25 protein-coding genes are annotated in these 25,533 nt (G+C 67.4%); 12 read left to right on the top strand and 13 right to left on the bottom strand.

Going from position 1 to position 25,533, the window contains the following annotated elements; translation table 11 throughout:
* Positions 1–90: 90 nt before the first annotated feature.
* On the bottom strand, positions 91–1,020 hold the full coding sequence (locus tag FFS09_RS12575) for a LysR family transcriptional regulator (RefSeq protein WP_137919226.1): 930 nt from the start codon (positions 1,018–1,020) through the stop codon (positions 91–93).
* 111 nt (positions 1,021–1,131) lie between these two features.
* On the opposite strand from FFS09_RS12575, the gene FFS09_RS12570 reads away from it, so the two are divergent.
* The 10 genes from FFS09_RS12570 to FFS09_RS12525 are packed head-to-tail and all read left to right on the top strand — an operon-like array spanning position 1,132 to position 10,514.
* Positions 1,132–2,334, top strand: a complete 1,203-nt coding sequence (locus tag FFS09_RS12570; RefSeq protein ID WP_137919225.1) for a CaiB/BaiF CoA transferase family protein — start codon at positions 1,132–1,134, stop codon at positions 2,332–2,334.
* A complete protein-coding gene (locus FFS09_RS12565; RefSeq protein ID WP_137919224.1) occupies positions 2,331–3,338 on the top strand; it encodes a hydroxymethylglutaryl-CoA lyase in 1,008 nt (335 codons plus the stop codon). The genes FFS09_RS12570 and FFS09_RS12565 overlap by 4 nt, the downstream gene beginning before the upstream one ends.
* Entirely contained in the window at positions 3,335–3,730 is a 396-nt protein-coding gene (locus tag FFS09_RS12560; RefSeq protein ID WP_137919223.1) for a VOC family protein, read from the top strand. The genes FFS09_RS12565 and FFS09_RS12560 overlap by 4 nt, the downstream gene beginning before the upstream one ends.
* A complete protein-coding gene (locus tag FFS09_RS12555; RefSeq protein ID WP_137919222.1) occupies positions 3,727–4,689 on the top strand; it encodes an NAD(P)-dependent oxidoreductase in 963 nt (320 codons plus the stop codon). Before FFS09_RS12560 ends, FFS09_RS12555 begins: the two co-directional genes overlap by 4 nt.
* 38 nt (positions 4,690–4,727) lie before the next feature.
* A complete protein-coding gene (locus FFS09_RS12550) occupies positions 4,728–5,696 on the top strand; it encodes a Bug family tripartite tricarboxylate transporter substrate binding protein (protein ID WP_137919221.1) in 969 nt (322 codons plus the stop codon).
* A gap of 37 nt (positions 5,697–5,733) precedes the next feature.
* Complete coding sequence (locus tag FFS09_RS12545) at positions 5,734–6,597, top strand: alpha/beta hydrolase (RefSeq protein WP_137919220.1); 864 nt, start codon at positions 5,734–5,736, stop codon at positions 6,595–6,597.
* Positions 6,594–7,601, top strand: a complete 1,008-nt coding sequence (locus FFS09_RS12540; RefSeq protein WP_137919219.1) for an SMP-30/gluconolactonase/LRE family protein — start codon at positions 6,594–6,596, stop codon at positions 7,599–7,601. The genes FFS09_RS12545 and FFS09_RS12540 overlap by 4 nt, the downstream gene beginning before the upstream one ends.
* A gap of 44 nt (positions 7,602–7,645) precedes the next feature.
* Positions 7,646–8,671: a TRAP transporter substrate-binding protein gene (locus tag FFS09_RS12535; RefSeq protein WP_137919218.1), complete on the top strand. Its 1,026-nt coding sequence runs from the start codon at positions 7,646–7,648 to the stop codon at positions 8,669–8,671.
* Positions 8,668–9,237, top strand: coding sequence for a TRAP transporter small permease (locus FFS09_RS12530; RefSeq protein WP_252374344.1), 570 nt, complete (start codon positions 8,668–8,670; stop codon positions 9,235–9,237). Before FFS09_RS12535 ends, FFS09_RS12530 begins: the two co-directional genes overlap by 4 nt.
* Positions 9,234–10,514, top strand: coding sequence for a TRAP transporter large permease subunit (locus tag FFS09_RS12525; RefSeq protein WP_137919217.1), 1,281 nt, complete (start codon positions 9,234–9,236; stop codon positions 10,512–10,514). The genes FFS09_RS12530 and FFS09_RS12525 overlap by 4 nt, the downstream gene beginning before the upstream one ends.
* Positions 10,515–10,597: 83 nt before the next feature.
* On the opposite strand, the gene hutG is transcribed toward FFS09_RS12525, so the two are convergent.
* From hutG to FFS09_RS12465, 12 genes are all read right to left on the bottom strand, one after another.
* Complete coding sequence (hutG, locus tag FFS09_RS12520; protein WP_137919216.1) at positions 10,598–11,428, bottom strand: N-formylglutamate deformylase; 831 nt, start codon at positions 11,426–11,428, stop codon at positions 10,598–10,600.
* A 12-nt stretch (positions 11,429–11,440) separates the two neighbouring features.
* Positions 11,441–12,844 carry a formimidoylglutamate deiminase gene (locus FFS09_RS12515; RefSeq protein ID WP_137919215.1) on the bottom strand — a complete coding sequence of 468 codons (1,404 nt, stop codon included), beginning with the start codon at positions 12,842–12,844 and terminating at the stop codon, positions 11,441–11,443.
* A gap of 5 nt (positions 12,845–12,849) precedes the next feature.
* Positions 12,850–14,088 (bottom strand): imidazolonepropionase, encoded by a 1,239-nt coding sequence (gene hutI / locus FFS09_RS12510; RefSeq protein ID WP_137919214.1) that lies wholly within the window; start codon positions 14,086–14,088, stop codon positions 12,850–12,852.
* 17 nt (positions 14,089–14,105) lie between these two features.
* Complete coding sequence (locus tag FFS09_RS12505; protein ID WP_137919213.1) at positions 14,106–14,729, bottom strand: HutD/Ves family protein; 624 nt, start codon at positions 14,727–14,729, stop codon at positions 14,106–14,108.
* Positions 14,729–16,441 carry a urocanate hydratase gene (gene hutU / locus FFS09_RS12500; RefSeq protein ID WP_137919212.1) on the bottom strand — a complete coding sequence of 571 codons (1,713 nt, stop codon included), beginning with the start codon at positions 16,439–16,441 and terminating at the stop codon, positions 14,729–14,731. The genes FFS09_RS12505 and hutU overlap by 1 nt, the downstream gene beginning before the upstream one ends.
* 36 nt (positions 16,442–16,477) lie before the next feature.
* The gene (gene hutH, locus FFS09_RS12495) at positions 16,478–18,046 is read right to left on the bottom strand and encodes a histidine ammonia-lyase (RefSeq protein WP_137919211.1); all 1,569 of its coding nucleotides are present in this window, start codon (positions 18,044–18,046) and stop codon (positions 16,478–16,480) included.
* Between the two features lie 139 nt (positions 18,047–18,185).
* Positions 18,186–18,884, bottom strand: coding sequence for an ABC transporter ATP-binding protein (locus FFS09_RS12490; RefSeq protein WP_137919210.1), 699 nt, complete (start codon positions 18,882–18,884; stop codon positions 18,186–18,188).
* Complete coding sequence (locus FFS09_RS12485) at positions 18,877–19,620, bottom strand: ABC transporter ATP-binding protein (RefSeq protein ID WP_137919209.1); 744 nt, start codon at positions 19,618–19,620, stop codon at positions 18,877–18,879. The genes FFS09_RS12490 and FFS09_RS12485 overlap by 8 nt, the downstream gene beginning before the upstream one ends.
* Positions 19,613–20,458, bottom strand: coding sequence for a branched-chain amino acid ABC transporter permease (locus tag FFS09_RS12480; protein WP_137919208.1), 846 nt, complete (start codon positions 20,456–20,458; stop codon positions 19,613–19,615). Before FFS09_RS12480 ends, FFS09_RS12485 begins: the two co-directional genes overlap by 8 nt.
* Before the next feature lie 22 nt (positions 20,459–20,480).
* Positions 20,481–21,347, bottom strand: coding sequence for a branched-chain amino acid ABC transporter permease (locus FFS09_RS12475; RefSeq protein WP_137919207.1), 867 nt, complete (start codon positions 21,345–21,347; stop codon positions 20,481–20,483).
* A gap of 32 nt (positions 21,348–21,379) precedes the next feature.
* On the bottom strand, positions 21,380–22,501 hold the full coding sequence (locus FFS09_RS12470) for an ABC transporter substrate-binding protein (protein WP_252374343.1): 1,122 nt from the start codon (positions 22,499–22,501) through the stop codon (positions 21,380–21,382).
* Between the two features lie 53 nt (positions 22,502–22,554).
* The gene (locus FFS09_RS12465) at positions 22,555–23,355 is read right to left on the bottom strand and encodes a phytanoyl-CoA dioxygenase family protein (RefSeq protein ID WP_137919205.1); all 801 of its coding nucleotides are present in this window, start codon (positions 23,353–23,355) and stop codon (positions 22,555–22,557) included.
* A 389-nt stretch (positions 23,356–23,744) separates the two neighbouring features.
* Between FFS09_RS12465 and hutC (FFS09_RS12460) the strand changes: the two genes are divergently transcribed.
* Positions 23,745–24,464 (top strand): histidine utilization transcriptional repressor HutC, encoded by a 720-nt coding sequence (hutC, locus tag FFS09_RS12460; RefSeq protein WP_252374342.1) that lies wholly within the window; start codon positions 23,745–23,747, stop codon positions 24,462–24,464.
* Positions 24,465–24,528: 64 nt separating this feature from the next.
* Entirely contained in the window at positions 24,529–25,341 is an 813-nt protein-coding gene (gene hutC / locus FFS09_RS12455) for a histidine utilization transcriptional repressor HutC (protein ID WP_137919203.1), read from the top strand.
* Positions 25,342–25,533: the final 192 nt, after the last annotated feature.

The raw sequence follows: 25,533 nt of genomic DNA, 5'->3' as shown, positions 1-25,533 counted from the left end.
GTTGGCTTCTCTCTGTAGCGAGGAAACGGCCAGCCTCTCGTGATGAACTGCCCGGGTCACGGGCGCACGTCACGTTCCGCAGGAGAAGGCTCAGGCCGAGCTCCCGCCTTGCTGTGAAGACACCAGCAGATGTTCTTTCAGCAGCGCCGCCGCGCTCGACAGTGGGCGCTGCGCCGACGTTGCCAGCAGCAGCCGCCGGACGGCCCATGCGTCGGTCAGGCGCACCGCCTTCAGTCCCATCGAATCGATGCGCGGCTGGCACGCCGCCAGGGGCAGCACGCCAATGCCGAGGTTGGCGTCGATCATCTGGCACATCGCGTCGAAGCTGCGCACCTGCACCCGCAGCCGCAGCGGTGAACCCGCCTGCTCCGCCGCGCGCGAAATCAATTCGAGCAACGAACTCCCCCGATTGAGTCCGACAAATTCGTGCGCCAGGCAGCGCGCGAAACTGACCTTCCTGAGCCGCGCGATGGGGTGTTTGGGCGCGCACACCACCACCAGATCGTCGGTCTGAAAAGGTCGCACATCCAGGCCATGGGTGGGCGTGTTTTCGGCAAACACGCCGACGTCGGCAAGGCCGTCGATCAGCGCGCGCGCAATGTCCCCACTGAGCTGTTCCTCGACCTCGACACGGATGTCCGGGTACAGCTTCAGAAAGGAGGCCAGGCACGCCGGCAGGAACTCGGTCAGTGCCGACATGTTGGCCCACAGCCGCACGTGCCCTCGCACGCCGCGCGAGTAGTCCTGGATCTCGCTGCTGAAATGCTCGAAGCCCTGGAACAGGCGCATCGCGTGCTGCATGGCCACGTGGCCCGCCGGCGTCAGGGCCACGCCCTGTGCCGAACGCTCCAGCAACCGGGTGCCGGCCGTGTCCTCGAAATCGGCCAGGCGCCGGCTCGCGGCCGACAGCGCGAGGTTGCAGGCCTGGGCACCCTTGGTGATGCTGCCCGACTGCGCCACCGCGCAGAACAGCCGCAAGGTGACGAAGTCCATTCGGGCCGGGTTGATGAGCTTGCTCATGCCCGGATTATGGGCCTTCGCAAAACGCGAAGGGCCTCTGCCGGATGGGCAATTCCGCTGATGCGCGCCGCTGCCTACAGTCTCGTCCAACCACAGACTCACAGGCATCGCATGGAAGCACTCAAAGGCGTCAAGGTCCTCGAACTCGGGCAACTCATTGCCGGACCTTTCGCAGGAAAAACACTGGCCGAATTCGGCGCCGACGTCATCAAGATCGAACCGGAAGGCACGGGCGACCCGCTGCGCAAATGGCGCATGCTGCGAGACGGCACGTCGGTGTGGTGGGAGGTGCAGTCGCGCAACAAGCGCTCGGTGGCACTCGACCTGCGCAGCCCGGAAGGACAGCGCGCCGTGCGCGAGCTGGCCCGCGAAGCGGACGTGCTGATCGAGAACTTCAAGCCCGGAACACTGGAAGGCTGGGGACTGGGCTGGGAGGCGCTGCACGCGCTCAATCCGCGGCTCATCATGCTTCGCATCTCGGGCTATGGGCAGACAGGTCCCTACCGCAACAAGCCGGGCTTCGGCGTGCTCGGCGAGGCCATGGGCGGGCTGCGCCACCTCACCGGCGAACCGGGGCGCGTGCCGGTGCGCGTCGGGGTGTCGATCGGCGACAGCCTCTCCGCCCTGCATGGCGTGATCGGCGTACTGACCGCGCTCTACCACCGCGACGCGCGCGGTGGCCAGGGCCAGATGGTGGACGTGGCGCTCTACGAGAGTGTCTTCAACGTCATGGAAAGCCTGGTGCCCGAGCACGACGCGTTCGGCGCCGTGCGCGAGCGCTCCGGCAGCGCCCTGCCCGGCATCGCGCCGACCAACGCCTACCGCTGCGCGGACGGGCGCTATGCCCTCATCGCCGGCAACGGCGACAGCATCTTCAAGCGGCTGATGCGCTCGATCGGGCGCCCCGATCTCGAGAACGACGCCACGCTTGCACAGAACGACGGGCGCGTGGCGCGCGTGGAAGAGCTCGATGCGGCCATCGAGGCCTGGACCTGTCATCGCTCGCTGGACGACGTGTTGGCGACGCTGGACGCGGCCGGTGTGCCGGTGGGCCGCATCTATTCCGTGGCCGACATCGCGAGCGACCCGCAGTACCTGGCGCGCGACATGATCGTCCAGGCGCCGCTGGCGGACGGCAGCGTGCTCAAGGTGCCGGGCGTGGTGCCCAAGCTCAGTGCCACGCCGGGCGGCATCTCCCACCCGGCGCCCCGGCTCGGTGAACACAACGCCGAGGCCATCGGCGCCCGCGGCTGGCCCGTTCGCGCGCCTTCGTGTGCTGCCCATGCAGTTGTACAGGAAGGAAACGCGGCATGAACGCAGGCAAGAACACCCCCCTGGCCATCAACGAGGTGGCGACGCGCGACGGCTTCCAGATGGAGCGCCACTTCATCGAGAGCGAGGCCAAGATCGCGCTCATCGACGAGCTCAGCCAGCTCGGCTACGCCAAGATCGAGGTCACGTCCTTCACGTCCGCGCAGGCGATCCCCGCGCTGCGCGATGCGGAGCTGGTCATGCAGCGCATCCGGCGTGAGCCCAACGTCGTCTACACCGCGCTCGTGCCCAATGTGCGTGGCGGCGAGCGGGCCCTGGAATGCCGCACCGACGAGTTCAACCTCGTCATGTCGGCGAGCGAGACCCACAACCTCGTCAACCTCCGCATGACGCGGGAGCAGTCGTTTCGCCAGCTCGACGACGTGGCCGCGCTGGCGAACTCGGCGCGCGTGCCGGTCAATGTGTCGCTGTCCTGCGTGTTCGGTTGCCCGATGGAGGGCGAGGTGCCGGTGGACAGCGTGCTGAAATGGGTCGACCGCTTCGCGGCGCTCGGCGTGCAGGGTGTCACGTTGTGCGACACCACGGGTATGGCCTATCCCACGCAGGTGCAGGAGGTGTGCGAGCGTGTGCTTGGCCGGCACCCGGACCTGGCGGTCACCGCCCACTTCCACAACACACGGGCCATGGGCCTGGTCAACACGATCGCTGCGGTCGAGGCGGGCATCCGCCAGTTCGACATGTCGCTGGGTGGCATCGGCGGCTGCCCCTACGCGCCAGGGGCATCGGGCAATGTCGCGACCGAGGATGTGGTGCACATGCTCGAATGCATGGGCTACGACACCGGCATGCGGCTCGACGGGCTCATCGGCGCGGCCGGACACTTGCAGACACTGGTCGGCCACGAACTGGCCTCTCAGGTCTCGCGCGCCGGCCACCGCCTGATCCGGCACGCGCCGCCACCCGAGTTCGAGTCCTTGCGCGAGCGCGCCCTGGCCCGCGAGGCCGCGCGCCAGGCCGGTGGGCGCATGGACGGAGCGGCCCCATGATCGACCGCCTCGACCACCTGGTGCTCACGACCGCACACGAGCAGGCCTGCACCCGCTTCTACACCGAGGTGCTGGGCATGCGGCTCGAGACCTTCACCGGCGGCATCCCGCCCGTCGAGCGCAAGGCCTTCACGTTCGGGCGCCAGAAGATCAACCTGCATGTGAAGGGCCTGGAGTTCGAGCCGAAGGCACACACGCCTGTTCCCGGCGCGCTGGACCTTTGCTTCATCGCCAGCGTGCCACTCGAAGACGTCATCCGCCGTCTGGCCTCGTTCGGCATCGCCATCGTGGAAGGGCCCGTTCTGCGCACCGGTGCGACCGCGCGCATCCGCTCGGTCTACGTGCGGGACCCCGACCTGAACCTGATCGAGCTGTCGGAGACCGTCGAATGAGCCCGCACCGTGTCGTTTTCCTGGACGCCGCCACCCTGCCCTTTCCGCTGAGCTTCGATGCATCGCTCGGGATTCGGTACGAAGCCTTCGAATCGACGTCCGCGCAGGCGCTTGCCGGCCGCATCGACGGCGCGGAGATCGTCATCACGAACAAGGTTCGGCTCGACGCGGCGCAACTGCGCAGGGCCTCCGCGCTGAAGCTGATCTGCGTGGCGGCCGCCGGCACCGACAACATCGACCTGACAACCGCCGCGGCCCTCGGCATCGGTGTGCACAACGTGCCGGACTACGGCAGCGAATCCGTGGCCGAGCATGTGATCGCCTCGCTGTTCGCCCTCCGGCGCGAGCTGCGCGCGTACGCCAGCGCGGCGTCCGACGGCCGATGGGGTCGCTCACCCCACTTCTGCTGGCTCGGGCCGTCGATCCACGACCTGGCCGGCTCGGTGCTGGGCATCGTCGGCCGTGGCCGCATCGGCCAGGCCACGGCACGCAAGGCGCGCGCGCTGGGCATGCAGGTGCTCTTCGCGCAGACCCCCGGGAAGCCTTGCGCCGACGACGAGCGCGAGATCGACAGTTTGCTGGCCGACGTGGACGCCGTGAGCCTGCACATCCCGCTCACGCCCGCCACGCGTGGGCTCATCGATGCCCGACGGCTGGGGTTGATGAAGCCACAGGCTGTACTGATCAACACCGGCCGCGGCGCGCTGGTCGATCCCTTCGCGTTGGCCCAGGCTCTGCGCACCGGCGTCATTGCCGCGGCGGCCATCGACGTGCTCGAACAGGAACCGCCCCGCGCCGGGCACCCCTTGCTCGCCCCCCACCTGAAAAACCTGCTGCTCACGCCGCACGTGGCCTGGGCCAGCCAGGGCGCGCAGCAGCGCCTGGCCACGCGGCTGGTGGAACTCGTGACGGGCCATGTGAAGGCTGCCCAGACAGCCCCGACAGCGACTGCGACCTGATCCCCTTTCTCGCCAACCAACACACGGAGACAAGACCGATGATTGCCAAGACACTTCTCGCGGCGGGCCTCGCGCTCGCGACCCAGTTCGCCAGCGCACAGGCCTGGCCCACGGCCCGCCCGATCACGATGGTGGTGCCCAGCGCGCCGGGCGGCTCGACCGACATCAGCGCACGGCTCGTCGCGGAGCCGCTGGCGCTCGCGCTGGGCCAGTCGATCGTCATCGACAACAAGCCCGGCGCCGCGGGCAATCTCGGCACCGAGATCGTCGCGCGCGCCAAACCGGACGGCTACACGCTGCTCATGCAGTACTCCGGTTACCACGTCGGCAACCCGGCACTGTTCCCGCAGATCAAGTGGCACCCCACCAAGGACTTTGTGCCGGTGGCCCTCGTGATGCGCGCGCCCCACGTCGTGGCGGTCAGCGCCCATGTGCCGGCCAACTCGCTGCAGGAACTGATCGCGCACGGCAAGAAGAATGGCAAGGGCATCCTCTATGCCTCCTCGGGCAACGGCTCCATCCAGCACATCGCGGGTGCGCTCTTCGCGGAGCAGACCGGGGTGCCGGTGACGCACGTGCCCTACAAGGGCGCGGGGCCGGCGCTGAGCGACCTGATGGGCGGCCAGGTGGACATGTTCGTCACCACGCCGCCATCGGTCATCAGCCAGGTCGCCTCCGGCAAGCTCAAGGCGCTGGCGTACACCGCCCGGCAGCGCCACCCTTCGCTGCCCAACGTGCCCACCTCGGCCGAGGCCGGGCTGCCCGGCTACGAAGTGGAGTCGTGGTTCGCGGTGTTCGCACCGGCCGGCACGCCGCCCGCCGTGGTGGCGCGGCTGAGCGCCGAGATCAAGACCGTCGTGGAAAGCGCGATCTTCCGCAAGAAGATGGACGACCAGGGTGCCTTCGCGGTCTACATGGATTCGCCAAGCCTCGCGCGGTTCGTGGACACGGAGTTGAGCGCGTGGGCCAAGGTGATCCGCAGCGCCAACATCAAGCCGGACCAATAAGCGGCACAGACCACAACACCCCGAGGAGACACACACCATGAAATTCATCTTCCGGCTCATCGCATGGATGATCGCCATCACCGCCAGCACCAGCGTGCTGTCGAGCGAGTTGTTCGTCTCGAAGATCCCGTCCAAGGCCTTGTCACGCGAGTACCGCTTCAGCGTGTATCTGCCGGACGGCTACGCCAACTCGACGCTGCGCTACCCGGTGCTCTACCTGCTGCACGGCGGCAACAACGACGAGAACTCGTGGGCCGTCAAGGGCAACATCCAGGCCATCGTCGACGGCATGGTTGCACGCCGCGAGATTCCCCCGATGATCGTCGTGATGCCGGGCCACTACCGGGGCTACTGGGTCGACGGCCTGGTCGAGCGCGGTGAGAGCGCGGTCATCGAAGACCTCGTGCCCCACATCGACCGGCAGTACCGGACCATCGCCCAGCGCCGCGGACGTCTCGTCGCGGGTTTGTCGGCCGGGGGTTACGGCACGGTGAACATGGCGCTCAAGCACCCGCAGCTGTTCGCGGCGGCGGCCGCGCTCAGCCCGGCGGTGTGGCATCCGGTACCGGACGCGAAGTCCGGCTCACGCACCTACCCTCAGTTCCAGGTCGACGGCAAGTTCGACGAGGCCACGTGGCAGCGCCTGAACTGGCCCACGCACCTGCCGGCCTACCAGGCGGCCAAAACGGTGGTGCCGATGTTCATCGCCAGCGGCGACCACGACCGGCTCGACATCGCCTACGCATCGGCGCAGCTGTTCAAGGAGCTGCGCAAGCACCAGCCCGACGCGGTCGAGCTGCGCATCGTCGACGGCGATCACGAGTGGGACGTCTGGCAATCGCAGATCGCCGAAGGCCTGAAGTTCATGAACCGCTACCTCAGCCGCCCGGAGACGCCGTGAGCACCGGCCATTCCGTTCCCACCGACTTCCAGGTGCGGGTCGACGACCTGCAGATCCACGGACGCGGCTTCAGCCGACCCGAATGCGTGCTGGCGCTCTCCAGCGGCGAGGTGCTGGCCTCGCACGGCAGCGGCGGCTACTCGGTGCGCAGCCCGGACGGCGGGCTGCGCCACGTCATCGGTCGCGGCGAACCGGGCCGGCAGTACGTGCCCAACGGCATCGCACTCGCACCGGACGGGCGTGTGCTGTTCGCCGACCTGGGCGCCGAACAGGGCGGCATCTTCGCGGTGGAGCCCGACGGGCGGATCGTGCCGGTGGTGGCGGAGATCGAGGGCAAGCCCCTGCCGCCAAGCAACTTCGTGACGGTGGACGAAGCCGGGGTGCTGTGGTTCACCGTCAGCACGCGGCTGCATCCCCGCAGCCGCGCCTGGACACCCACCGTGGCCGACGGGTTCATCGCGGTCCGCGACCATCGGGGCACGCGCATCGTCGCCGATGGCCTGGCCTACACCAACGAAATCGCCTTCTCGCCGGATGGCCAGTGGGTCTACACCAACGAGACCTACGGGCAGTGCGTGAGCCGCTTCCGCCTGCTCCCCGGGCCCAGCCTCGGTCCACGCGAACTGGTGGTGCAACTCGGCGGCGCCGACCTGCCCGACGGCATCTGCTTTGACGTCGAAGGCGGCGCCTGGATCAGTTGCATCGCCAGCAACCGACTGCTGCGGGTGCGACCCGATGGCGCCGTGCAGACGGTGCTGGCCGACACCGACGAGGACCACGCCCGGCGCGTGGCCGAAGGCATTCGCAGCGCCACGCTGGCGCACGCGACCATGCAGACCGCAGGCCACTCGCGCCTGGGCAACATCTCCAGCCTGGCCTTCGGCGGCCCCGACCGGCGCACGGCCTACCTGGGCTGCCTGCTCGATGACCGCTTGCGTGGCTTTCGCGCGCCGGTCCAGGGCGCCGAGCCGCCCCACTGGCGCCGCCGCCTGCGCGGCGCCTGAGATGCCTTCAAGAAGAACGACACCACCACCCCTTAGGAGACAACATGAACAAGAAGATCCAAACACCGCTGCTCGCCGCCACCACCGCCCTGCTCGCCACGCTCGGCGGCGTGGGCGCCCATGCCGCCGACGTGCAGGAACGCACCATCAAATTCGGCTACGTCGCACCGCAGCAGCACCCGCAGGGCATGGGCGCGAAGAAGTTCGCCGAACTCGTGGCCCAGAAGAGCGGCGGCAAGCTCAACGTCAAGGGATTTTCCGACGGGCAACTGGGCGGTGAGGTGCAGATGATTTCGGCCAGCCAGGGTGGCGTGCTGGAAATGACCGCCATGTCGACCGCGCCGCTGGTGGGCGTGGTCAAGGAATTCGCGCTCTTCGATTTCCCGTTCCTTTTCGAGAACACGAAAGAGGCCGATGCGGTGGTGGACGGCCCAGTCGGCAAGGCCCTGCTCGACAAACTGCCCGCCCGGGGCCTGGTGGGCCTGTGCTACTGGGAGAACGGGTTTCGCCACGTGACCAACAACAAGCGCGCGATCACGAAGATGGAGGATCTGGATGGTTTGAAGATCCGCACGATGCAGAACCCGGTGTACGTGCAGATGTTCGGCGCGCTGGGCTCGAACGCGATCCCGATGGCCTTCACCGAGCTTTACTCCGCGCTCGAAACGAAAGCCGTGGACGCCCAGGAGAACCCCTACGCGATCATCGCGGCCAACAAGTTCTACGAGGTCCAGAAGTACCTGACCGCGACGCGCCATGCTTACTCGCTCTACGTGGTGATGGCCGGAGCGAAGTTCTGGGACAAGCTGTCCGCCGATGAGAAGCAGATCCTGCAGGCGTCCTGCAACGAGTCGCGCGACTACCAGCGCAAGCTCAGCCGTGAGGTCGACGCGAGCCTGTTGATCGACCTGCGCGCCAAGGGCATGGCCTACAACGAGCTGCCGCCGGCCGAGCTCGCGAAGATCCGCGCGCAGCTCAAGCCCGTGGTCCAGAAGTTCAGCAAGGAGGTCGGCGAAGAGCTGGTCAACCAGACCTTCGCCGAGCTCCAGAAGCTGCGCGCGCAGAAATGACCCGGCAGAACCACATGCGTTTCGCCATCGATTTCTTCTGCCGCGGCATCGAACGGCTGGTCGTCGGGATCCTCGCCACCATGGTGTTGCTCGTGTTCGGCAACGTGGTGCTGCGCTACGCCTTCAATTCCGGCATCACCGTGAGCGAAGAACTCAGCCGCTGGCTGTTCGTGTGGATGATCTTCCTCGGGGCCATCGTGGCCGTGAAGGAACAACGCCACCTGGGCACCGACGTGCTGGTCTCGCGCCTGCCGCCCGCCGGGCGCAAGGCCTGCCTGCTGATCGCGCAGTTGCTCATGCTCTGGGTGCACGGGTTGTTGCTCTCGGGCGCCTGGACGCAGGCCCACATCAACTGGGACGTGCGGGCGCCGGTCAGCGGCCTCTCGGCCGCCATCTTCTATGCCAGCGGCATCGTGTTCGCGGCGGCGGCCGGCTTTCTGCTGCTGCGCCAGTTCTGGCACGGACTCACCGGGCGGCTCGACCTGTCGGACCTGACGATGGTCCAGGATTCCGAGGACCAGATACCCGGCTCGGCGCCGCAGCACCTCGGGGAGCCTTCACGATGACCGTCGCCGTCTTTCTGCTGTCCCTCCTGGGCGCCATGGCGATCGGCATGCCGATCGCCTACTCGCTGCTGCTCTCGGGCGTCGCGCTGATGTGGCATCTCGATCTGTTCGACGCGCAAATCCTGGCGCAGAACGTGATCAACGGCGCCGACAGCTTCCCTCTGCTGGCCGTGCCCTTCTTCATGCTGGCCGGCGAGATCATGAACGCGGGCGGCATGTCGCGCCGCATCGTGGCGCTGGCCATGACGCTGGTCGGCCACCGGCGGGGTGGCCTGGGCTTCGTGACCATCGTGGCCGCCTGCCTGCTGGCCGCGCTGTCGGGCTCGGCCGTGGCGGACACGGCGGCGCTGGCCGCCCTGCTGTTGCCGATGATGACCAAGGCGGGGCACGACAAGGCGCGTTCCGGCGGCCTGATCGCCTCGGCGGGCATCATTGCGCCGGTGATCCCGCCGTCGATCGGCTTCGTGATCTTCGACGTGGCGGCCAACGTCTCGATCTCGAAGCTGTTCCTCGCCGGCATTGTGCCGGGCCTGATGATGGCCGCGGCCATCTCGATCACCTGGTGGTGGGTGGCGCGGCGCGAGAACATCGCGCCGCCCCCCAGAGCCAGTGGCGCCGAACGGCTCATGGCGCTCCGGGAATCGGCCTGGGCGCTCGGCCTGCCGGTGATCGTGCTCGTGGGCCTGAAGCTCGGGGTGTTCACGCCCACGGAGGCGGCGGTCGTGGCCGCGGTGTACGCGTTGCTGGTATCCGTTTTCGTCTACCGCGAACTCCGCCCTCGGCAGCTGTACGGCGTGTTCCTGAGCGCGGCCAAGACCACGGCCGTCATCATGTTCCTGGTGGCCGCGGCGATGGTGAGCGCGTGGTTGATCACCGTGGCGGACATCCCGAGCAAGATGATCGCGCTGCTCGAGCCGTTCATGGACAACCAGACGCTGCTGCTGATCGCCATCATGCTGCTGGTGATGGCCGTGGGCACCGCGATGGACATGACGCCGACGATCCTGATCATGACGCCGGTGCTCATGCCCGTCATCAAGGCCGCCGGCATCGACCCGGTCTACTTTGGCGTGCTCTTCATCATCAACAACGCCATCGGCCTGATCACGCCCCCGGTCGGGACTGTGCTCAACGTCGTGGCGGGTGTCGGGCGCATGAAGATGGACGAGGTCACGCGCGGCGTGCTGCCCTTCATGGGCGCCCAGTTCGCCGTGATGTTCCTGATGGTGCTCTTCCCCTGGCTCGTGATCGGCCCGGCCAGGTGGTTCGCCGGCTGAAGCAGGCCGAGCCCCACGACGCGCGCACCAGATCGCGCATGGAACGGTGGTGGCTCGATCGGTTCAGCGGGGGCTGGCGTCGCTCAGTTTGTGCGCCTCGCATCGACGAACCGCAGCACGGCCTCGATCATGCGCCGCACATGCGGCTGCACGCCGGCCGCCAGGTCGGGCAGGTAGTCGAATGGCAGGGCTTCCCGCATGTAGCTGCTCTGCGTCATTTCGAGTTGCACCGCATGCACGTTGCGCGCGGGTCGGCCATGGTGGCGCGTGATGTAGCCGCCGGTGAAGCGTCCGTTGAGGACGCCGGTGTAACCGGGCGCGCTTTCGGCGATGGCCAGCAGCGTCTGCGCCAGCCCCGGGTCGCAACTGGCGCCCTGGGCGGTGCCCAGGTTCAGGTCGGGCAGCTTGCCGTCGAAGAAGCGCGGCAATACCGAGCGGATCGAATGCGCGTCCCACAACGCGGCCACGCCGTGCACGGCCTTGATGCGCGCCAGTTCCTCGGCCAGCTTGTCATGGTAGGGCTGCCAGATGGCGTCGCGGCGCGCGGCGATCTCGGCCTCAAGGGGCACGTCGCCAGCGGCGTAGATCGGCGTGTCGTCGAAGGTGTCGATGGGGCACAGACCGGTGACGCTCTGGCCCGGGTACAGGCTGGCGCCGTCGGGCGCGCGGTTCAGATCAATCACGTAGCGCGAATGTGTGGCCACCAGGATGGACGCGCCGAGCTCCCGCGCGAAACCGTAGAGGCGTTCAAGGTGCCAGTCGGTGTCGGGGACCTGGCGCGCTTCGGCCGTCAGGCGTTCGGCGATGGCCGGCGGCACGTAGGTGCCGACGTGGGGCATGGAGATGAGCAGCGGGCGCGTGCCCGGGTGGAAGCGGAACGCGGGCTGGTCGGTGACCGGGAAGGCGGTGGACATGGCGGTGGCGTCTCAGGTGGTGGCGAGCAGGCGGGTGCGCGCGGCCACGAATGCCGCGGCGGCGGAAGTGTGCAAGGCGTGATGGCCGGCGCTGACGCGTTCGCGGCCAGCAGCCCAGACGCTGGCAATGGCCGAACGGCGGTGGCTGGCGAACACATGGGCCGACAGCATGTCGGGCGCGGGCAAGCCGGCCAGCGCAACATGGCTGGCGTCGAGCGCCACGAAATCAGCGCGCTGCCCCACGGCCAGGCCGCCCGAACAGGGTGGTGCGCGGCCGCTGGCCTGCGCGCCGCCGGCCACGGCCTGCAGCGTCATGGCCGTGGCCACCTGGGGCTGCGCGGCGCTGGCCAGCACGTTGCGCTCACGGCGCTGCAGGCGCTGGCCGTATTCGAGCAGCATCAGTTCCTCGGCCGCGTTCACCGTGGCATGGCTGTCCGAGCCCAGGCCCCAGGCGCCACCGGCCGCGAGCCAGCGCGGCATGTCGAACAGGCCGTCGCCCAGATTGGCCTCGGTGCTGGGGCACAGGCCGGCCACGGCGCCGCTGGCTGCCGCGCGCTGGTACTCGGCATCGCTCATGTGGGTGGCGTGCACCAGGCACCAGCGGCCATCGACGGCCGCGTGGTCCAGCAGCCAGTCCACCGGCCGCTGACCACTCCAGGCCAGGCAGGCGTCGACTTCGGCGGTCTGCTCGGCGATGTGGATGTGGATCGGCGCGGTGGGGTCGATGGCGTCGAGGCCGGCGAGGGCCTCGCGCAGGCCCTCGGGCGGTACGGCGCGCAGCGAGTGTGGCGCGAGACCCAGCCGGACGCCTTGGGCGTCGCACACAGGGTTCAGGCCTTGCAGCAGTTTCAGCATCGCATCGGTGCTGCGGATGAAGCGGCGCTGGCCATGGTTCGGCGGCAGGCCGCCGAAGCCGCTGGTCTGGTACAGCACGGGCAGCAGCGTGAGGCCGATGCCCGTGGCCTGGGCGGCGCGCAGCAGGCCGAGGGCGAGTTCGGCGTCGTCGGCGTAGGGGCGGCCGTCGGTGTCGTGGTGCACGTAGTGGAATTCGCAAACGCTGGTGTAGCCAGCCTCCAGCATCTCGACATAAAGCCAGGTGGCGATGGCCTCGACCTGTTCGGGGCTTAGCCGCGCGGCGAAGCGGTACATCAGGGTGCGCCAGCTCCAGAAGCTGTCCTGTTGGCCATCGGGCGCCGCGCCGCGGTATTCGGTGAGGCCGGCGAAGGCACGCTGGAACGCGTGGGAGTGGAGGTTGGGGAGGCCGGGGATCAGCGGGCCCGGGACGGTGGCCACGCCGGATGCCGGCCGGGTGTCGGGCTGGACCTGGGTGAGGTGGCCCGAGGCGCTCCAGGTGAGCTGGACGTTTTTTGCCCAGCCTGTGGGCAGGAGCGCGTCTTGGGCGAAGAGGCTGGTCATGGGCTTCAAGCCTGGGCCGTGATCCGGCCTTGGCGCACGATGGTGCGCACGGGCCGATGGCCAAACCAGTAGGCGAGTTCGGCCGCGTCCTGCACGTTCCACAGCACGAAGTTCGCCGGCCGGCCCACGCCCAGGCTGCCATGCGTGTTCTGCAGGCCCAGCGCACGCGCGGCGTGGCGGGTGATGCCCGCCATCGCTTCGGGCACGGTCAGGCGGAACAGCGTGCAGGCCATGTTCGCCATCAGCAGCAGGCTCAGCGCGGGCGAGGTCCCGGGGTTGTGGTCGGTGGAGACGGCCATGGGCACGCCGGCGGCGCGCAGCGCCGCGATCGGGGGCAGATGGGTGTCGCGCAGCGTGTAGTAGGCGCCGGGCAGCAGCACGGCCACGGTGCCGGCGGCGCGCATGGCGTCGATGCCGGCTTGCGACAGGTGCTCGATGTGGTCGCACGACAGCGCGCCGTAGCGCGCCGCCAGTGCCGCGCCGCCCATGTCGCTGAGCTGTTCGGCGTGCAGCTTCACCGGCAGGCCCAGCGCCTGCGCGGCCTGGAACACCTGCTCGGTTTCTGCCAGCGAGAAGGCGATGCGTTCGCAGAACACGTCGACCGCATCCACCAGGCCCTCGGCGGCGAGCGCGGGCAGCATCTCGCGGCAGACCAGGTCGATGTACTCGCGGCTGCGGCCGGTGTATTCGGGCGGCAAGGCGTGGGCGCCGAGAAAGGTCGTGCGCACCGTCACGCCGTAGGTTTCGCCCAGGCGCCGGGCCACGCGCAGCTGCTTGCGCTCGTGCTCCAGGGCCAGGCCGTAGCCGGATTTGATTTCGATGGCGCAGACGCCTTCGGCCAGCAGGGGTTCGAGCCGCCTGGAGGCGCAGGCGAAGAGTTCGTCTTCGCTCGCCTCGCGGGTGGCGCGCACGCTGGACACAATGCCGCCGCCGGCCTGGGCCACTTCTTCGTAGCTCGCGCCGGCCAGGCGCATGGCGAATTCGTTGGCCCGCTGGCCACCGTAGACCAGGTGGGTGTGGCAATCGACCAGGCCGGGCGTGAGCAGCGCGCCGCCGCCGTCGTGGCGCGGCAGCGTGGCGAACGCGGGGGGCACGCCGTGGCTGGCGCCGATCCAGCGGACCACGCCCTCCGAGACCACGATGGTGGCATCGCCGTCGATGTCCGGGCCGTCGGTCAAAGCACCGGGCATGAGGTGCAGGTGGTGCCAGATGCCGTCGGCGTTGGGGTGGTGGGAGCTGCTCATGAAGTTCACCTGTCGGTTCACCGGTCTGCGGTTTCGATGTGCACGGCAATCAGCGCCGCGCCGGCATCCAGCGGGGCAACGTGCCAGGCTGGGGTTTCGCCCTGCCACCAGACGCCACTATCGGCCTGCCAATGCTGCGTGTGGCCGCTGTCGTCCGTGCATTGCCAGGCGCCGCCGCGCGTGAGCAACACACCGGCTGGCGCGGCTGCGATGTCGCCGGCCGCGTGCCACACCCGCACCTCGGCCCGCAGCTTGCCGCGCCGGGTCATCAGGTTGAAGTCGGTCGAGGTTCCGCCCAGCAGATCGCAGGCGAGCGCCACGTCACCGGCAAAGGCGAATGGCGTGAGCGGTGTGTCCAGCCGGTGGTCCACGCCCTCACCGCGCAGGTGCACGCCCGCGCCGTCGAGCAGCATGATCACGCGGTCCACGCCCGGGAAGGCCGAGAACGGCCCGGCTGCGGCGATGGTGGCGATGCTCACGCGCCAGTCGAAAGCGCCCAGGCCCGCACCGGGCGGTTGGCAGGCGATTTCGCGCGTGGTGCCGCCGCCGTTCTTCCACGGCATGGCGGGAAGGTCGGCCAGGCTGAAGCGCTGGAGCCTTGCTGGCGCGGCACACACCGAGGCAAGCCGGGGCGCGTTCATCACTTCACCATCGGCAGCTTCAGGCCTTGCTTTCTGGCCGTGGCGATGGCGATGTCGTAACCGGCATCGGCGTGGCGCATCACGCCCGAGCCGCTGTCGTTCACCAGCACACGCGCCAGGCGCTCGGCGGCGGCGTCGGTGCCGTCGGCCACGATCACCATGCCGGCGTGCTGCGAATACCCCATGCCCACGCCACCGCCGTGGTGCAGGCTGACCCAGGTGGCACCGCCAGCAGTGTTGAGCAAGGCGTTGAGCAGCGGCCAGTCGGAGACGGCGTCGGTGCCGTCCTTCATGCTTTCGGTCTCGCGGTTGGGGCTGGCCACCGAGCCGGTGTCGAGGTGGTCGCGGCCGATGACGATCGGGGCCTTGAGTTCCCCGTTCTTCACCATCTCGTTGAAGGCCAGACCGGCGCGGTGACGCTCGCCCAGGCCGAGCCAGCAGATGCGCGCCGGCAGGCCCTGGAAGGCGATGCGCTCGCGCGCCATGTCGAGCCAGCGGTGCGTGTGCTTGTTGTCGGGGAACAGCTCCTTGATCTTCGCGTCGGTCTTGTAGATGTCTTCCGGGTCGCCGGAGAGCGCCACCCAGCGGAACGGGCCCTTGCCCTCGCAGAACAGCGGGCGGATGTAGGCCGGCACGAAGCCGGGGAAGTCGAAGGCGTTTGCCACGCCTTCGTCGAACGCGACCTGGCGGATGTTGTTGCCGTAGTCCACCGTGGGAATGCCCATGGCCTGGAAGTCAAGCATGGCCTGTACGTGCACGGCGCAGCTCCTGGCGGCGGCCTGGGTCAGTGCGGCGTGTTGCGTAGGGTCTTGTTGCGCGGCCTTCCACTGCGCCACGCTCCAGCCCGCTGGCAGGTAGCCATTGATCAGGTCGTGGGCCGAAGTCTGGTCGGTCACCAGGTCGGGCTTGATGGCGCCCGCCTTGGCGCGGCGCACCAGCTCGGGCACGAGCTCGGCGGCGTTGCCCAGCAGGGCGATGGACACGGCTTCCTTCGCGGCGCAGTGCTGCTGGATCAACTCCAGGGCATGGTCCATGTCGCGTGCCTGCTTGTCCACGTAGCGTGTGCGCAGGCGAAAGTCGATGCTGCTCTGCTGGCATTCGATGTTCAGCGACACCGCGCCGGCCAGCGTCGCGGCCAGCGGCTGCGCACCACCCATCCCGCCCAGGCCGGCCGTGAGAATCCACTTGCCGGCCAGGCTGTTGTTGTAGTGCTGGCGACCGGCTTCGACAAAGGTCTCGAACGTGCCCTGCACGATGCCCTGGCTGCCGATGTAGATCCAGCTGCCGGCGGTCATCTGACCGTACATGAACAGGCCCTTGCGATCGAGCTCGTTGAAGTGTTCCCAATTGGCCCATTTGGGCACGAGGTTGGAGTTGGCGATCAGCACGCGCGGCGCGTTGGCGTGGGTCTTGAACACGCCAACCGGCTTGCCGGACTGCACCAGCAGCGATTCGTCGTCTTCCAGTTCCTTGAGCGAAGCCAGGATCTGGTCGAAGCAGTCCCAGTCGCGCGCGGCGCGGCCGATGCCGCCGTACACCACCAGGGCCTGCGGGTTCTCGGCGACCTCGGGGTCGAGGTTGTTCTGGACCATGCGGTAGGCGGCTTCGGTGAGCCAGCTCTTGCAGCTCAGCTCGGTGCCGCGCGGCGCACGGATGACGCGGCTGGCGTCAAAGCGGGGATCGGCGGGCATGATTTTTTCGGGAGCGTTCATCACAAGGTCTCCTGTGCAATGGGTTTGATGGACGGATCAGGAATGGCTGGGCAGGATGTCCAGCAGGACGGCGGGCAGGTCGGCCTTGAGCGCCCACAGGCGCGCGGCTTCGATGTCGGGGGCCAGGTAACGATCGCTTTCGAGGAAGGCGATTTTTTGGCGCAGCTTGCCGAATTCGGCTTCCACCAGCGGTGAGCTTTTCAGGTTTCTTTTCAGCTCGATACCCTGGGCGGCGGCCATGGCTTCGATGCCGACCACGACCGCCGTGTTGTTGACCATCTCGCCCAGGCGGCGCGCCGCGAAGGTGGCCATGGACACATGGTCTTCCTGGTTGGCCGAGGTCGGCAGGCTGTCCACGCTGGCCGGATGCGCCAGTGACTTGTTTTCAGACGCCAGTGCGGCGGCCGTGACCTGCGCAATCATGAAGCCGGAGTTCAGGCCGCCGTCGCGCACCAGGAAGGGCGCAAGGCCTGACAGTCCCGTGTCCAGCAGCAGGGCGATGCGACGCTCGGCAATCGCCCCGATTTCGCTGATGGCGAGGGCCATGATGTCGGCGGCAAAGGCCACCGGCTCGGCATGGAAGTTGCCACCCGAGATGACCTCACCGGTGTCGGTGAAGACCAGCGGGTTGTCCGATGCGGCATTGGCCTCGATGCGCAGCACGCGCGCGGCGTGCGTGAGGTTGTCCAGACAGGCGCCCATGACCTGCGGGATGCAGCGCACCGAATAGGGGTCTTGCACCCGGCCGCAGTCGGCGTGCGAAGGCACGATTTCGCTGCCTTCGAGCAGGGCGCGCACGGCGCCGGCGACGGCCATCTGGCCGGGCTGACCGCGCGCCGCGTGAATGCGCGCGTCAAAGGGTTTGATCGACCCCTGAATCGCTTCAAGCGACAGCGCGCCCGACATCAGGGCCGAGGCAAACACGTCCTCGGCGCCAAACAGGCCCGTCAGCGCCAATGCGGTGGACACCTGTGTGCCGTTGAGCAGCGCCAGCCCTTCCTTGGGACCCAGCACGAAGGGCGTCAAGCCGATGCGGCGCATGGCTTCGGCGCCGCTCACCACCTCGCCACTGGCGGTGGTGGCCTCGCCCTCGCCGATCAGCACGCAGGCCATGTGGGCCAATGGTGCCAGGTCGCCCGAGGCGCCGACCGAGCCCTTGGCCGGGATGCGCGGCATCAAGCCGGCGTTGAACAGCGCCAGCAGCGCGTCGGCCAGCTCGGGCCGCACACCCGAATGGCCGCGCGCCAGGCTCACGGCCTTGGTGGCCAGCACCAGTCGCACCACGTGGGCCGCCAGCGGCTCGCCGGTGCCCACGCTGTGCGAGAGCACCAGGTTGCGCTGCAGGTCGGCCAGGTGGTCGGCTGCGATGCGCGTGCTGGCGAGCTTGCCAAAGCCGGTGTTGATGCCGTAGACGACCTCGTCGTTGTCAAGGATGCGCTGCACCACGGCCTGCGAGTGGGCCATGTCGCCCCGCACGGCAGGATGGAGCGCCAGGCGCACACCGCCGGCCTGGATGCGGCGCAGCATGCCCAGGTCCACCTGGCCAGGCGTGAGGACCAGGTCGGCGGCACCGGTCGATGGGTGGGGCGAAGCAAAGGAAGACATGGGAACCTTTTGGAAAGAAGACAGCGCAAAGGGCTGGAAGGGCATCTTCTATAATGTATAGACAATAAAAAACCGTGACAAGTGGCCTGGAGAACGCAAGCGCTTGCGCAGCCGAGCAGAGGTCCGGCGCCCTTGGGTATCAGCCCAGGAAGAGATCGGCCAGGCGGTCATTGCCCGCCGCCTGTGCACTGGTTCCCTGGTAGGCAATCGTGCCGGCGGTCATGACCACGACGTCGTCCACAGCCTGCAACGCGCGCTGGATGTTCTGCTCCACCAGCAGCACGGTCATGCCCTCGCGTTTGAGCACCTTGAGCGTCTCGAAGATCTGGTCCACGACCGACGGCATGAGGCCGAGTGACAGCTCGTCGATCAGGAGCATCTTGGGCTCCGCCATGAGCGCGCGGCCGATCGCCAGCATCTGCTGCTCGCCGCCGCTCATGAGTCCCGCGCGCTGGCGGCGGCGCTCGGCCAGGCGAGGAAACATGGCGAAGACACGCTCCTCGGAGCGGCGCGCCTGCGCCTGGGTGCGGGTGTAGCCGCCCACGACGAGGTTCTCGGCCACGGTCAGGTCGGGAAAGAGACGCCGCCCCTCAGGCGCTATCGCGACCCCGCAACGGGTGCGATCCGCGGGGGGCATGGCGGTGATGTCGTGCCCGTCCAGCAGGATGCTGCCACCCCGCGTCTGCACACGGCCCACGATGGACATCATCGTGGACGTCTTGCCCGCGCCGTTGGGGCCCAGCAGTGCCGTGATATGGCCGCGGTGCACGGTCAGGTCGATGCCGTGCACCGCCTCCATCAAGCCGTATCCGCAGCGCAATGCTTTCAACTCAAGCATGGGCTTCTCCCAGGTACGCCCGCCGAACGTCGGGCCGCGCCATCACCTCGCTGGGGTCTCCGTGCGCCAGCAGTTGCCCGGCGTCGAGGACCAGCAACCGCTTCGCGATGCGCAACACCTCGCCCAGGTTGTGCTCCACCAGCAGCAGGGTGAGACCGTCGCTGTTGAGGCCTTGCAGCAAATCCGAGAACCGCTCGGCCTCGTGGTAGTTCAGTCCCGCCAAGGGCTCATCCAGCAACAGCAGTCGTGGCTGAAGCGCAAGCGCCATCGCCACCTGCAGCCGCTTGAGGTATCCCAAGGGCACGCTGCGCGCTGCCTTGTCGGCCGCGTCGGCAATGCCCACACTGCGCAGGCCCTCGTAGGCGCGCTCGCGGGCCCTGCTGGCGTCGACCTTCGCCAGCGCCACCCAGGGACGCCGCGTGAGGTCGTGGCCGGCGGCCAGGGTGACGTTGTCCAGCAGCGTCATCTCGCGAAACGGCCGCACGATCTGATGGGTCAGGACGCAGCCGAGCCGCGCACGTCGATGGATGGGCATGCGCGTCACATCGTGGTTCTCGAAGTGCACCGCCCCTGCGTGCGGAGCGAGAACGCCCGTCAGCAGGCGCAAGAGCGTGGTCTTGCCCGCGCCGTTCGGGCCGACCAGGCCGACGAGCTCCCCCTGCGCCACGCTCAACGACACATTGTTCACGGCCGTCATGCCGCCAAAGCGGATGGTGAGTCCCCGCGCTTCAAGCATGGCGCCCTCCTTTCGCACGCGCCCAGGCCGTGAAGCCGGCAAGCCCCTTCGGACCGAAGCGCATGACCAGCAACAGCAGCGCGCCATACACCAGCAGCTTGTAGTCGTTGACAGCGCGAAACATCTCCGGCATCAGGGTCAGGAGAATCGCACCCGTTGCCGCGCCCATCGTGGAGCCCACGCCCCCGATGGCCACCATCGCCAGCACCGAGATCGACACGACGAACCCGAACGCGTCCGGGACGATCAGCTGTGTCACGTGGGCATACACGCCACCGGCGAAACCGGCGGCGGCGGTGCCCATGAAGAATGCGGCGATCTTGTACATGGGTACGTCGATGCCAATGGTCTGGGCCTGCAGCTCGTCCTGAGCGACGCCGTCGAATGCGCGCCCCATCCAGCTGCGCCGAACGTGCAGGCTGCACGCGATCAGCACGCACGCCCCCGCGATGGCCAGCCAGGCATAGCCGCTCTTGGACAGCGGTGACGGGATGCGCGATATCCCCATTTCACCGCCCAGCCACTCCAGCTTGCGGGCGGTGCCGACGAACACGAAGCCCAACCCCATCGTGACGATGGCAAGGAAGTCTTCACGCACCCGCAGTGCGGCAAAGCCCGTGACAATGCCCAGGACGCCCGCCAGCGCGGTGCCCGCGGCCAACGCCGCGGCGAACGGCCAGCCCGCCACCGACAACATGGCCGCGCTGTAGGCGCCAACGCCATAGAACGCGGCATGGCCCAGACTGACCTGGCCGCAAAAGCCGGTGATCAGGTTCAGCCCCACGGCCAGAACGACGTTCAGCGCCGCGAATGTCGCCACCGATATGTAGTAGTCCATTGCACTCGTTCAGAAACAGGGGTTAGCGCGCCTTGCCCAGCAGACCGTGTGGTCGCACCAACAGCATGGCGATCATGAAAGCGAAGGCCACCGCGTCGCGGTCCATGACCTTGTCCAGCGTGACCGTTCCCAGGGCCTCGATCAGCCCGAACAGCAGGCTCGCCACCAGCGTCCCGGCCACATTGCCCAGCCCACCGAGCACGATGATCGCCAGGCCCTTGTAGGCGATGAGTCCTCCCATGCCCGGCTCGACGAGGTTGTTCAGCATGCCAACGAGCAGGCCCGCCAGTCCGGCCAACGCCGAGGCAACGACGAAGGTTGCCATGCGCACCCGGATCGGGTTGACGCCAAAGTTCTCGGCCATCTGTGGGTCGCTGACGGTGGCGCGCAGCCCGATGCCGAGCCGGGTGCGCGCGGCCAGCCAGGCCAGGACGGCGATCGTCACCAGCGCGCTGACGACCAACGCGATCTGCACCGCGTTGAGCATCACGCCGCCCAGCTGAATCTGGGCGTCGAACCACGGGTTGTTGTCGAACGACAGGCCGTAGGGACCGAACAGCAGGCGAAAGCCGTCTTCCATGCCGATCAACAGACCGATGGACGCGACCAGGGGCACGAACGGCGGCCGATCGAGGATGGGCTCGTAGATCACCCGGTAGATCAAGGGCCCGGCCAGGCCGGCCGAACCGACCGCGGCCAGGATGGCCAGCGCGATGCTTCCCGTCTGATTGGCCACCAGCAGGCCGCAGTAGGCGCCGAGCGTGAACACCGTGGCTTGCGCGACGTGCAGGATGCGAAGCAGCCCGTAAACAAGCGTCAGGCCCAGAGCCATCATCGCGTAGGTGCACCCCCACACAAGGCCGATGACGAGAAGGTCGAGGTAGTACATGCGTGGGTTCCTGCTTGCCCTGGGGTTCTCCTTCAGTTGGCCGGTGGTGCGAGCAGCACCGGGTCGTCGATGACGGCCAGGCGGTGGAACTCCCCACCCTTGATGACCTGAATCTGCGCGGCCTTGTACACCTCGCGCGCCGGATTCATGGTGATCGACCCGGTGGCGGTCGCCAGGCTCCTGGTTGCGGCGATGGCGTCGCGCAGTTTGGCGGGATCGTTGATGCCGACGCGGCGGATCGCATCGGCCAGCACGTTGACCGCGGTATGCGTGCTCGCGGCGACCATTTCCGCACCGACGTTGTACTTGCCCTTGTAGTCATCGATGAACTTCTTCATCGCCGGGTTGGTGCTGTCCCTGTCCAGGGTGGTGGCGATGATCACGCCTTCCGCGGCAGCCTTGGCCACGCTGATGAAGTTCATGGTGTCGAAGCCCTCGGTACCCACAATCGGGGCCCGCACGCCCGAGGCGCGCAACTGCGCAACCAGAGGCCCGCCGTTGAAGAAGTAGCCGGAGACGAAGATGACTTCAGGGTCGTCCTTCTTCACGCTGGCCACCAGCGATCCGAATTGGCGGTCGCCCATGCCGTAGCTGTATTCGCTGGCGATGGTCAGCCCCAGCGGCGCCGCCTGCTCCTTGATGCCGGCCGCCAGCGATTGACCAAAGTCGTTGTTCAGGGAGACGACCGTCAAGCGCTTCTTCTTGAGCACATCGGCCACAAGCTTGGCCACGGCACGCCCTTGCACCTCCCCCGTGAGCGTGGTGCGAAACACGTAGTCACCTGCGCGCGTGATGTCGGGATGGATCGCGTAAGCGGCGATGTAGGGAATCTTCGCGCCCTGGAAGACACCAGCGGCTGCGCGCGTCGGTCCGGAATAGCTGCCGGAGATGACGGCCTTGATGCCGTCTCCAATGAACTTGTTCGCCAGCGGTATGGCTTGCGCAGGCTGTGTCTGGTCGTCGGCAACCACCAGTTCAAGCTTGCGTCCGTTCACGCCTCCGGCGGCGTTGATCTGCTCGACCGCCAGCTCGGCCCCCTGCAGGGCTGTCTTGCCGTCCGACGCGGCAGGGCCTGTGAGGGGTGCCTGAAAACCGATGCGAATGGCTTGCGACCATGCCGACCCTCCCGCGAGCGCGGCGCTCAACGAGGCCATCAGGACGAAAAAAAACCGAAGAGAAAAGCATTTCATGTTTGCACCTTTTGCCATCAGTTCTGGCGGTAGACCAAGGGAAATTCGGGGGCATCGAACGGCGCCCCGTCGGGCAAGTCGATGTGCGGGAAGGGGGGTGAGGTCTGCCCACCGCGCACCGCCCAGCGCGCGTCGTCACCGACCCAGCGGGTGGACACGACCCGACGCCCGACGGCCGACTGGTTGGCCGGCGCGCCGTGAACAGTGCGGAAGTTGAAGGCGATGGCATCGCCCGGCCTCATGTCCCAACCACGGAGGTCGAATGCCGCGCGGTCGGCGTCGATGTCGGGCAGCTCGGCGAAGTGGCTTTCCGCGTACAGCGCCGACCCGTCAAACCGCTGAGGCTCGAAATCGGTCTTGCTCCATCCGTGCGAGCCCGCCACGCACTCCATGCAGACCTGGCGGGCCACCGGATCCAGAGGCGTCCAGAAGCTGACACTCTGCCGCCCCTCGACACAGTAGTACGGCTGGTCCTGGTGCCACGGTGTCACCAGGCTGGTGCCCGGGCGCTTGACGAGGATGTGGTCATGGAAGAAGCGCGCCGTGCGCGAGCGCATCAGTTGCGCGGCGACCATGCCGGCAGGGGACTCATGGACGAACGCGCGCAGCCCGGGAAAGCGCTCGAAGTTGCAGTAGTCCTGAAAGAACGGCGCGGAGCCGTCGTCCGACTGGTACGAGCGCTCCAGTGGACTGGGATCGGCCAAGGCGGCTTCCACCGACTCCGCCAATGGCTTCACCCATTCGGCGAACACGCCTCGCAGGAGCACGACGCCGTCCTTCTGAAACTGCTCGACCAACTGGTCATCGATCTTGAACATCTCTGGTTTCCTTCTCTATGAAAACGGCGCGCTCTCCACAAGCGCGCCCTTGCAAGCAGGCGATGGGCCGATCACGGGTGTGATGCAAGCCGCGTTCGAATTCGGGCGAGTCTATATGTATATACAAACTCAAAAATAGGGGGAAACCCTTTTTTAAAATCGAGGGGGACGGGCGGTCGGATCTGCTCCGGTGAGAAGGCTTGTTTCAGAGTGGAAACGAGCCAGAAACGTGAAATCGTGTGGCCGGCATGGCGCTGTTTTTCGCGCTGAGAGAAGCCGCGGTCACACTTTGAAACTTTGTATAGATATACTCAATTTCGCGTCGACACTTCCCCCGCAGGGGCGGGCTCAGCCACACTTCCATTCCCTCACGGATGCATCAACAGGCGATGAACAAGAAGAACCCTCAATACGAACGCATCAAGGAGCACATCACCAACAAGGTGATGTCCGGGGAGTGGCCGGTCGGCTACCGCATCCCGACCGAAGAGGCCTTCGTGGAACAGTTTTCGGTCAGCCGCATGACCGTGCACCGGGCCGTGCGCGAGCTGGTCGTCGAGGGCCTGGTGCACCGTCAGCCCGGTGCGGGCACCTTTGTCACGAACGAAAGACCCAGCCTCGACCTCGTCAAAGTCGGCAACATCGCCGACGAGGTGCGCTCCCGCGGGCATGAACACGCCAGCACGGTCCAGTTGCTGCGCCAGGAACTCGCCACCGCCAGCGTGGCGAAAGCCTTGGGCTTGAGGCCTGGCGCCAAGGTTTTCCATTCGATCATCGTCCACATGGAAAACCACTGGCCTATCCAGCTGGAAGAACGCTATGTCAACCCCAAGGCCGCACCGAACTATCTCAAGCAGGATTTCACGGCCCACACGCCCAATGCCTACCTCATGACGATGGGCCCACTGGAGCGCATCGAGCACACGATCGAGGCGGTGGTGCCCAATGCGTCCACCTGCGATCTGCTGCGCATTCCACCCACCGAACCCTGTCTGTTGCTGCACCGGCGCACCTGGTCGATGGGACGGGTCGTGACACGGGCCTGGCTCACCCACCCGGGCAGCCGTTACCGCCTGGGGGCGGTTTTTGACGAAGCCGCCGCACGGTGATGGAGCCGCGCCCAGACCCGTTCCGTGATGCCTGCCCGGACCGCGGTGCGGCTATGCTTGTCCGATGACGCTGGCTGACAAACCTATCCGACCTGGCGCAATCTCGGGCACATCGACCAAGGCGCAGCCCCCTGCCGGCAAGTCGGCCATCGCGGTATCGCTGCATCAGCGGATCCTGAGCGATATCGAGCAGCGCATCCTGAGCGGCGAATGGCCTCCCGGGCACCGGATTCCGTCCGAGCACGAGTTGACCAAGCGCTATCAGTGCTCGCGCATGACCGTCAACAAGGTGCTGACGCAACTGGCGCGCGCCAGCATGGTGGAGCGGCGGCGCAAGGCCGGCAGCTTCGTCATGCACTCGCGTTCACGCTCGGCGGTGCTGGAAATCCAGGACATCCGCGCCGAGATACTTGCGCTGGGTCTGCCCTACCGCTACGAGCTGATCAGCCGCAGCAAGCGGCGCAGCCTGCGCGCCGACATGGATGCGCTGGGGCTGGACAAGGCGGGGCCGCTGATCGAACTGCGCAGCCTGCACTATGCCGGCAACGCGCCGTTCTGCCTGGAACATCGGCTGATCAACCTGGCGGCCGTGCCGCATGCGGCCGATGAATCCTTCCGGGATGAGCCACCCGGTGCCTGGCTGGTCAGCCATGTGCCCTGGACTTCGGCCGAGCACCGCATTCGGGCCGGCGCCTCGGACGCCCTGATGGCGTCCTTGCTGAAGGTGCCATCGGGCACGCCATGCCTGATCATTCAGCGCCGTACCTGGACGGGGGACAGCCCGGTCACTTTTGTTCGGCTGGCCTACCCGGGGGAAGAGCACGAGCTGGTCGCGCATTTTTCGCCCACACAGCCCGGCAGCCACAACGCCGTGTGATCGCGCCGGGCGCAGTGTCGGTTCCGAAGCCTCAGTTTCGCTGAGGCTTTTTTTGGGCGAAAAATGTCGTGACTGCGCGTCACCCTTTCCCCTTCGACAGAAGATCGATAGCGCGCAAACCCGCGCAGGTGCAAGATAGCCTCCAGCGCGATACAGAATGCGTTTGCGTGCAGACCACGCGGTTTCGGCACT

The sequence above is a fragment of the Hydrogenophaga sp. 2FB genome (assembly GCF_005503365.1).
Classification (GTDB): Bacteria; Pseudomonadota; Gammaproteobacteria; order Burkholderiales; family Burkholderiaceae_C; genus Hydrogenophaga.
The sequence above is the reverse complement of the archived record's forward strand: the minus strand, read 5'-3'. Positions and strand labels throughout refer to the sequence as shown.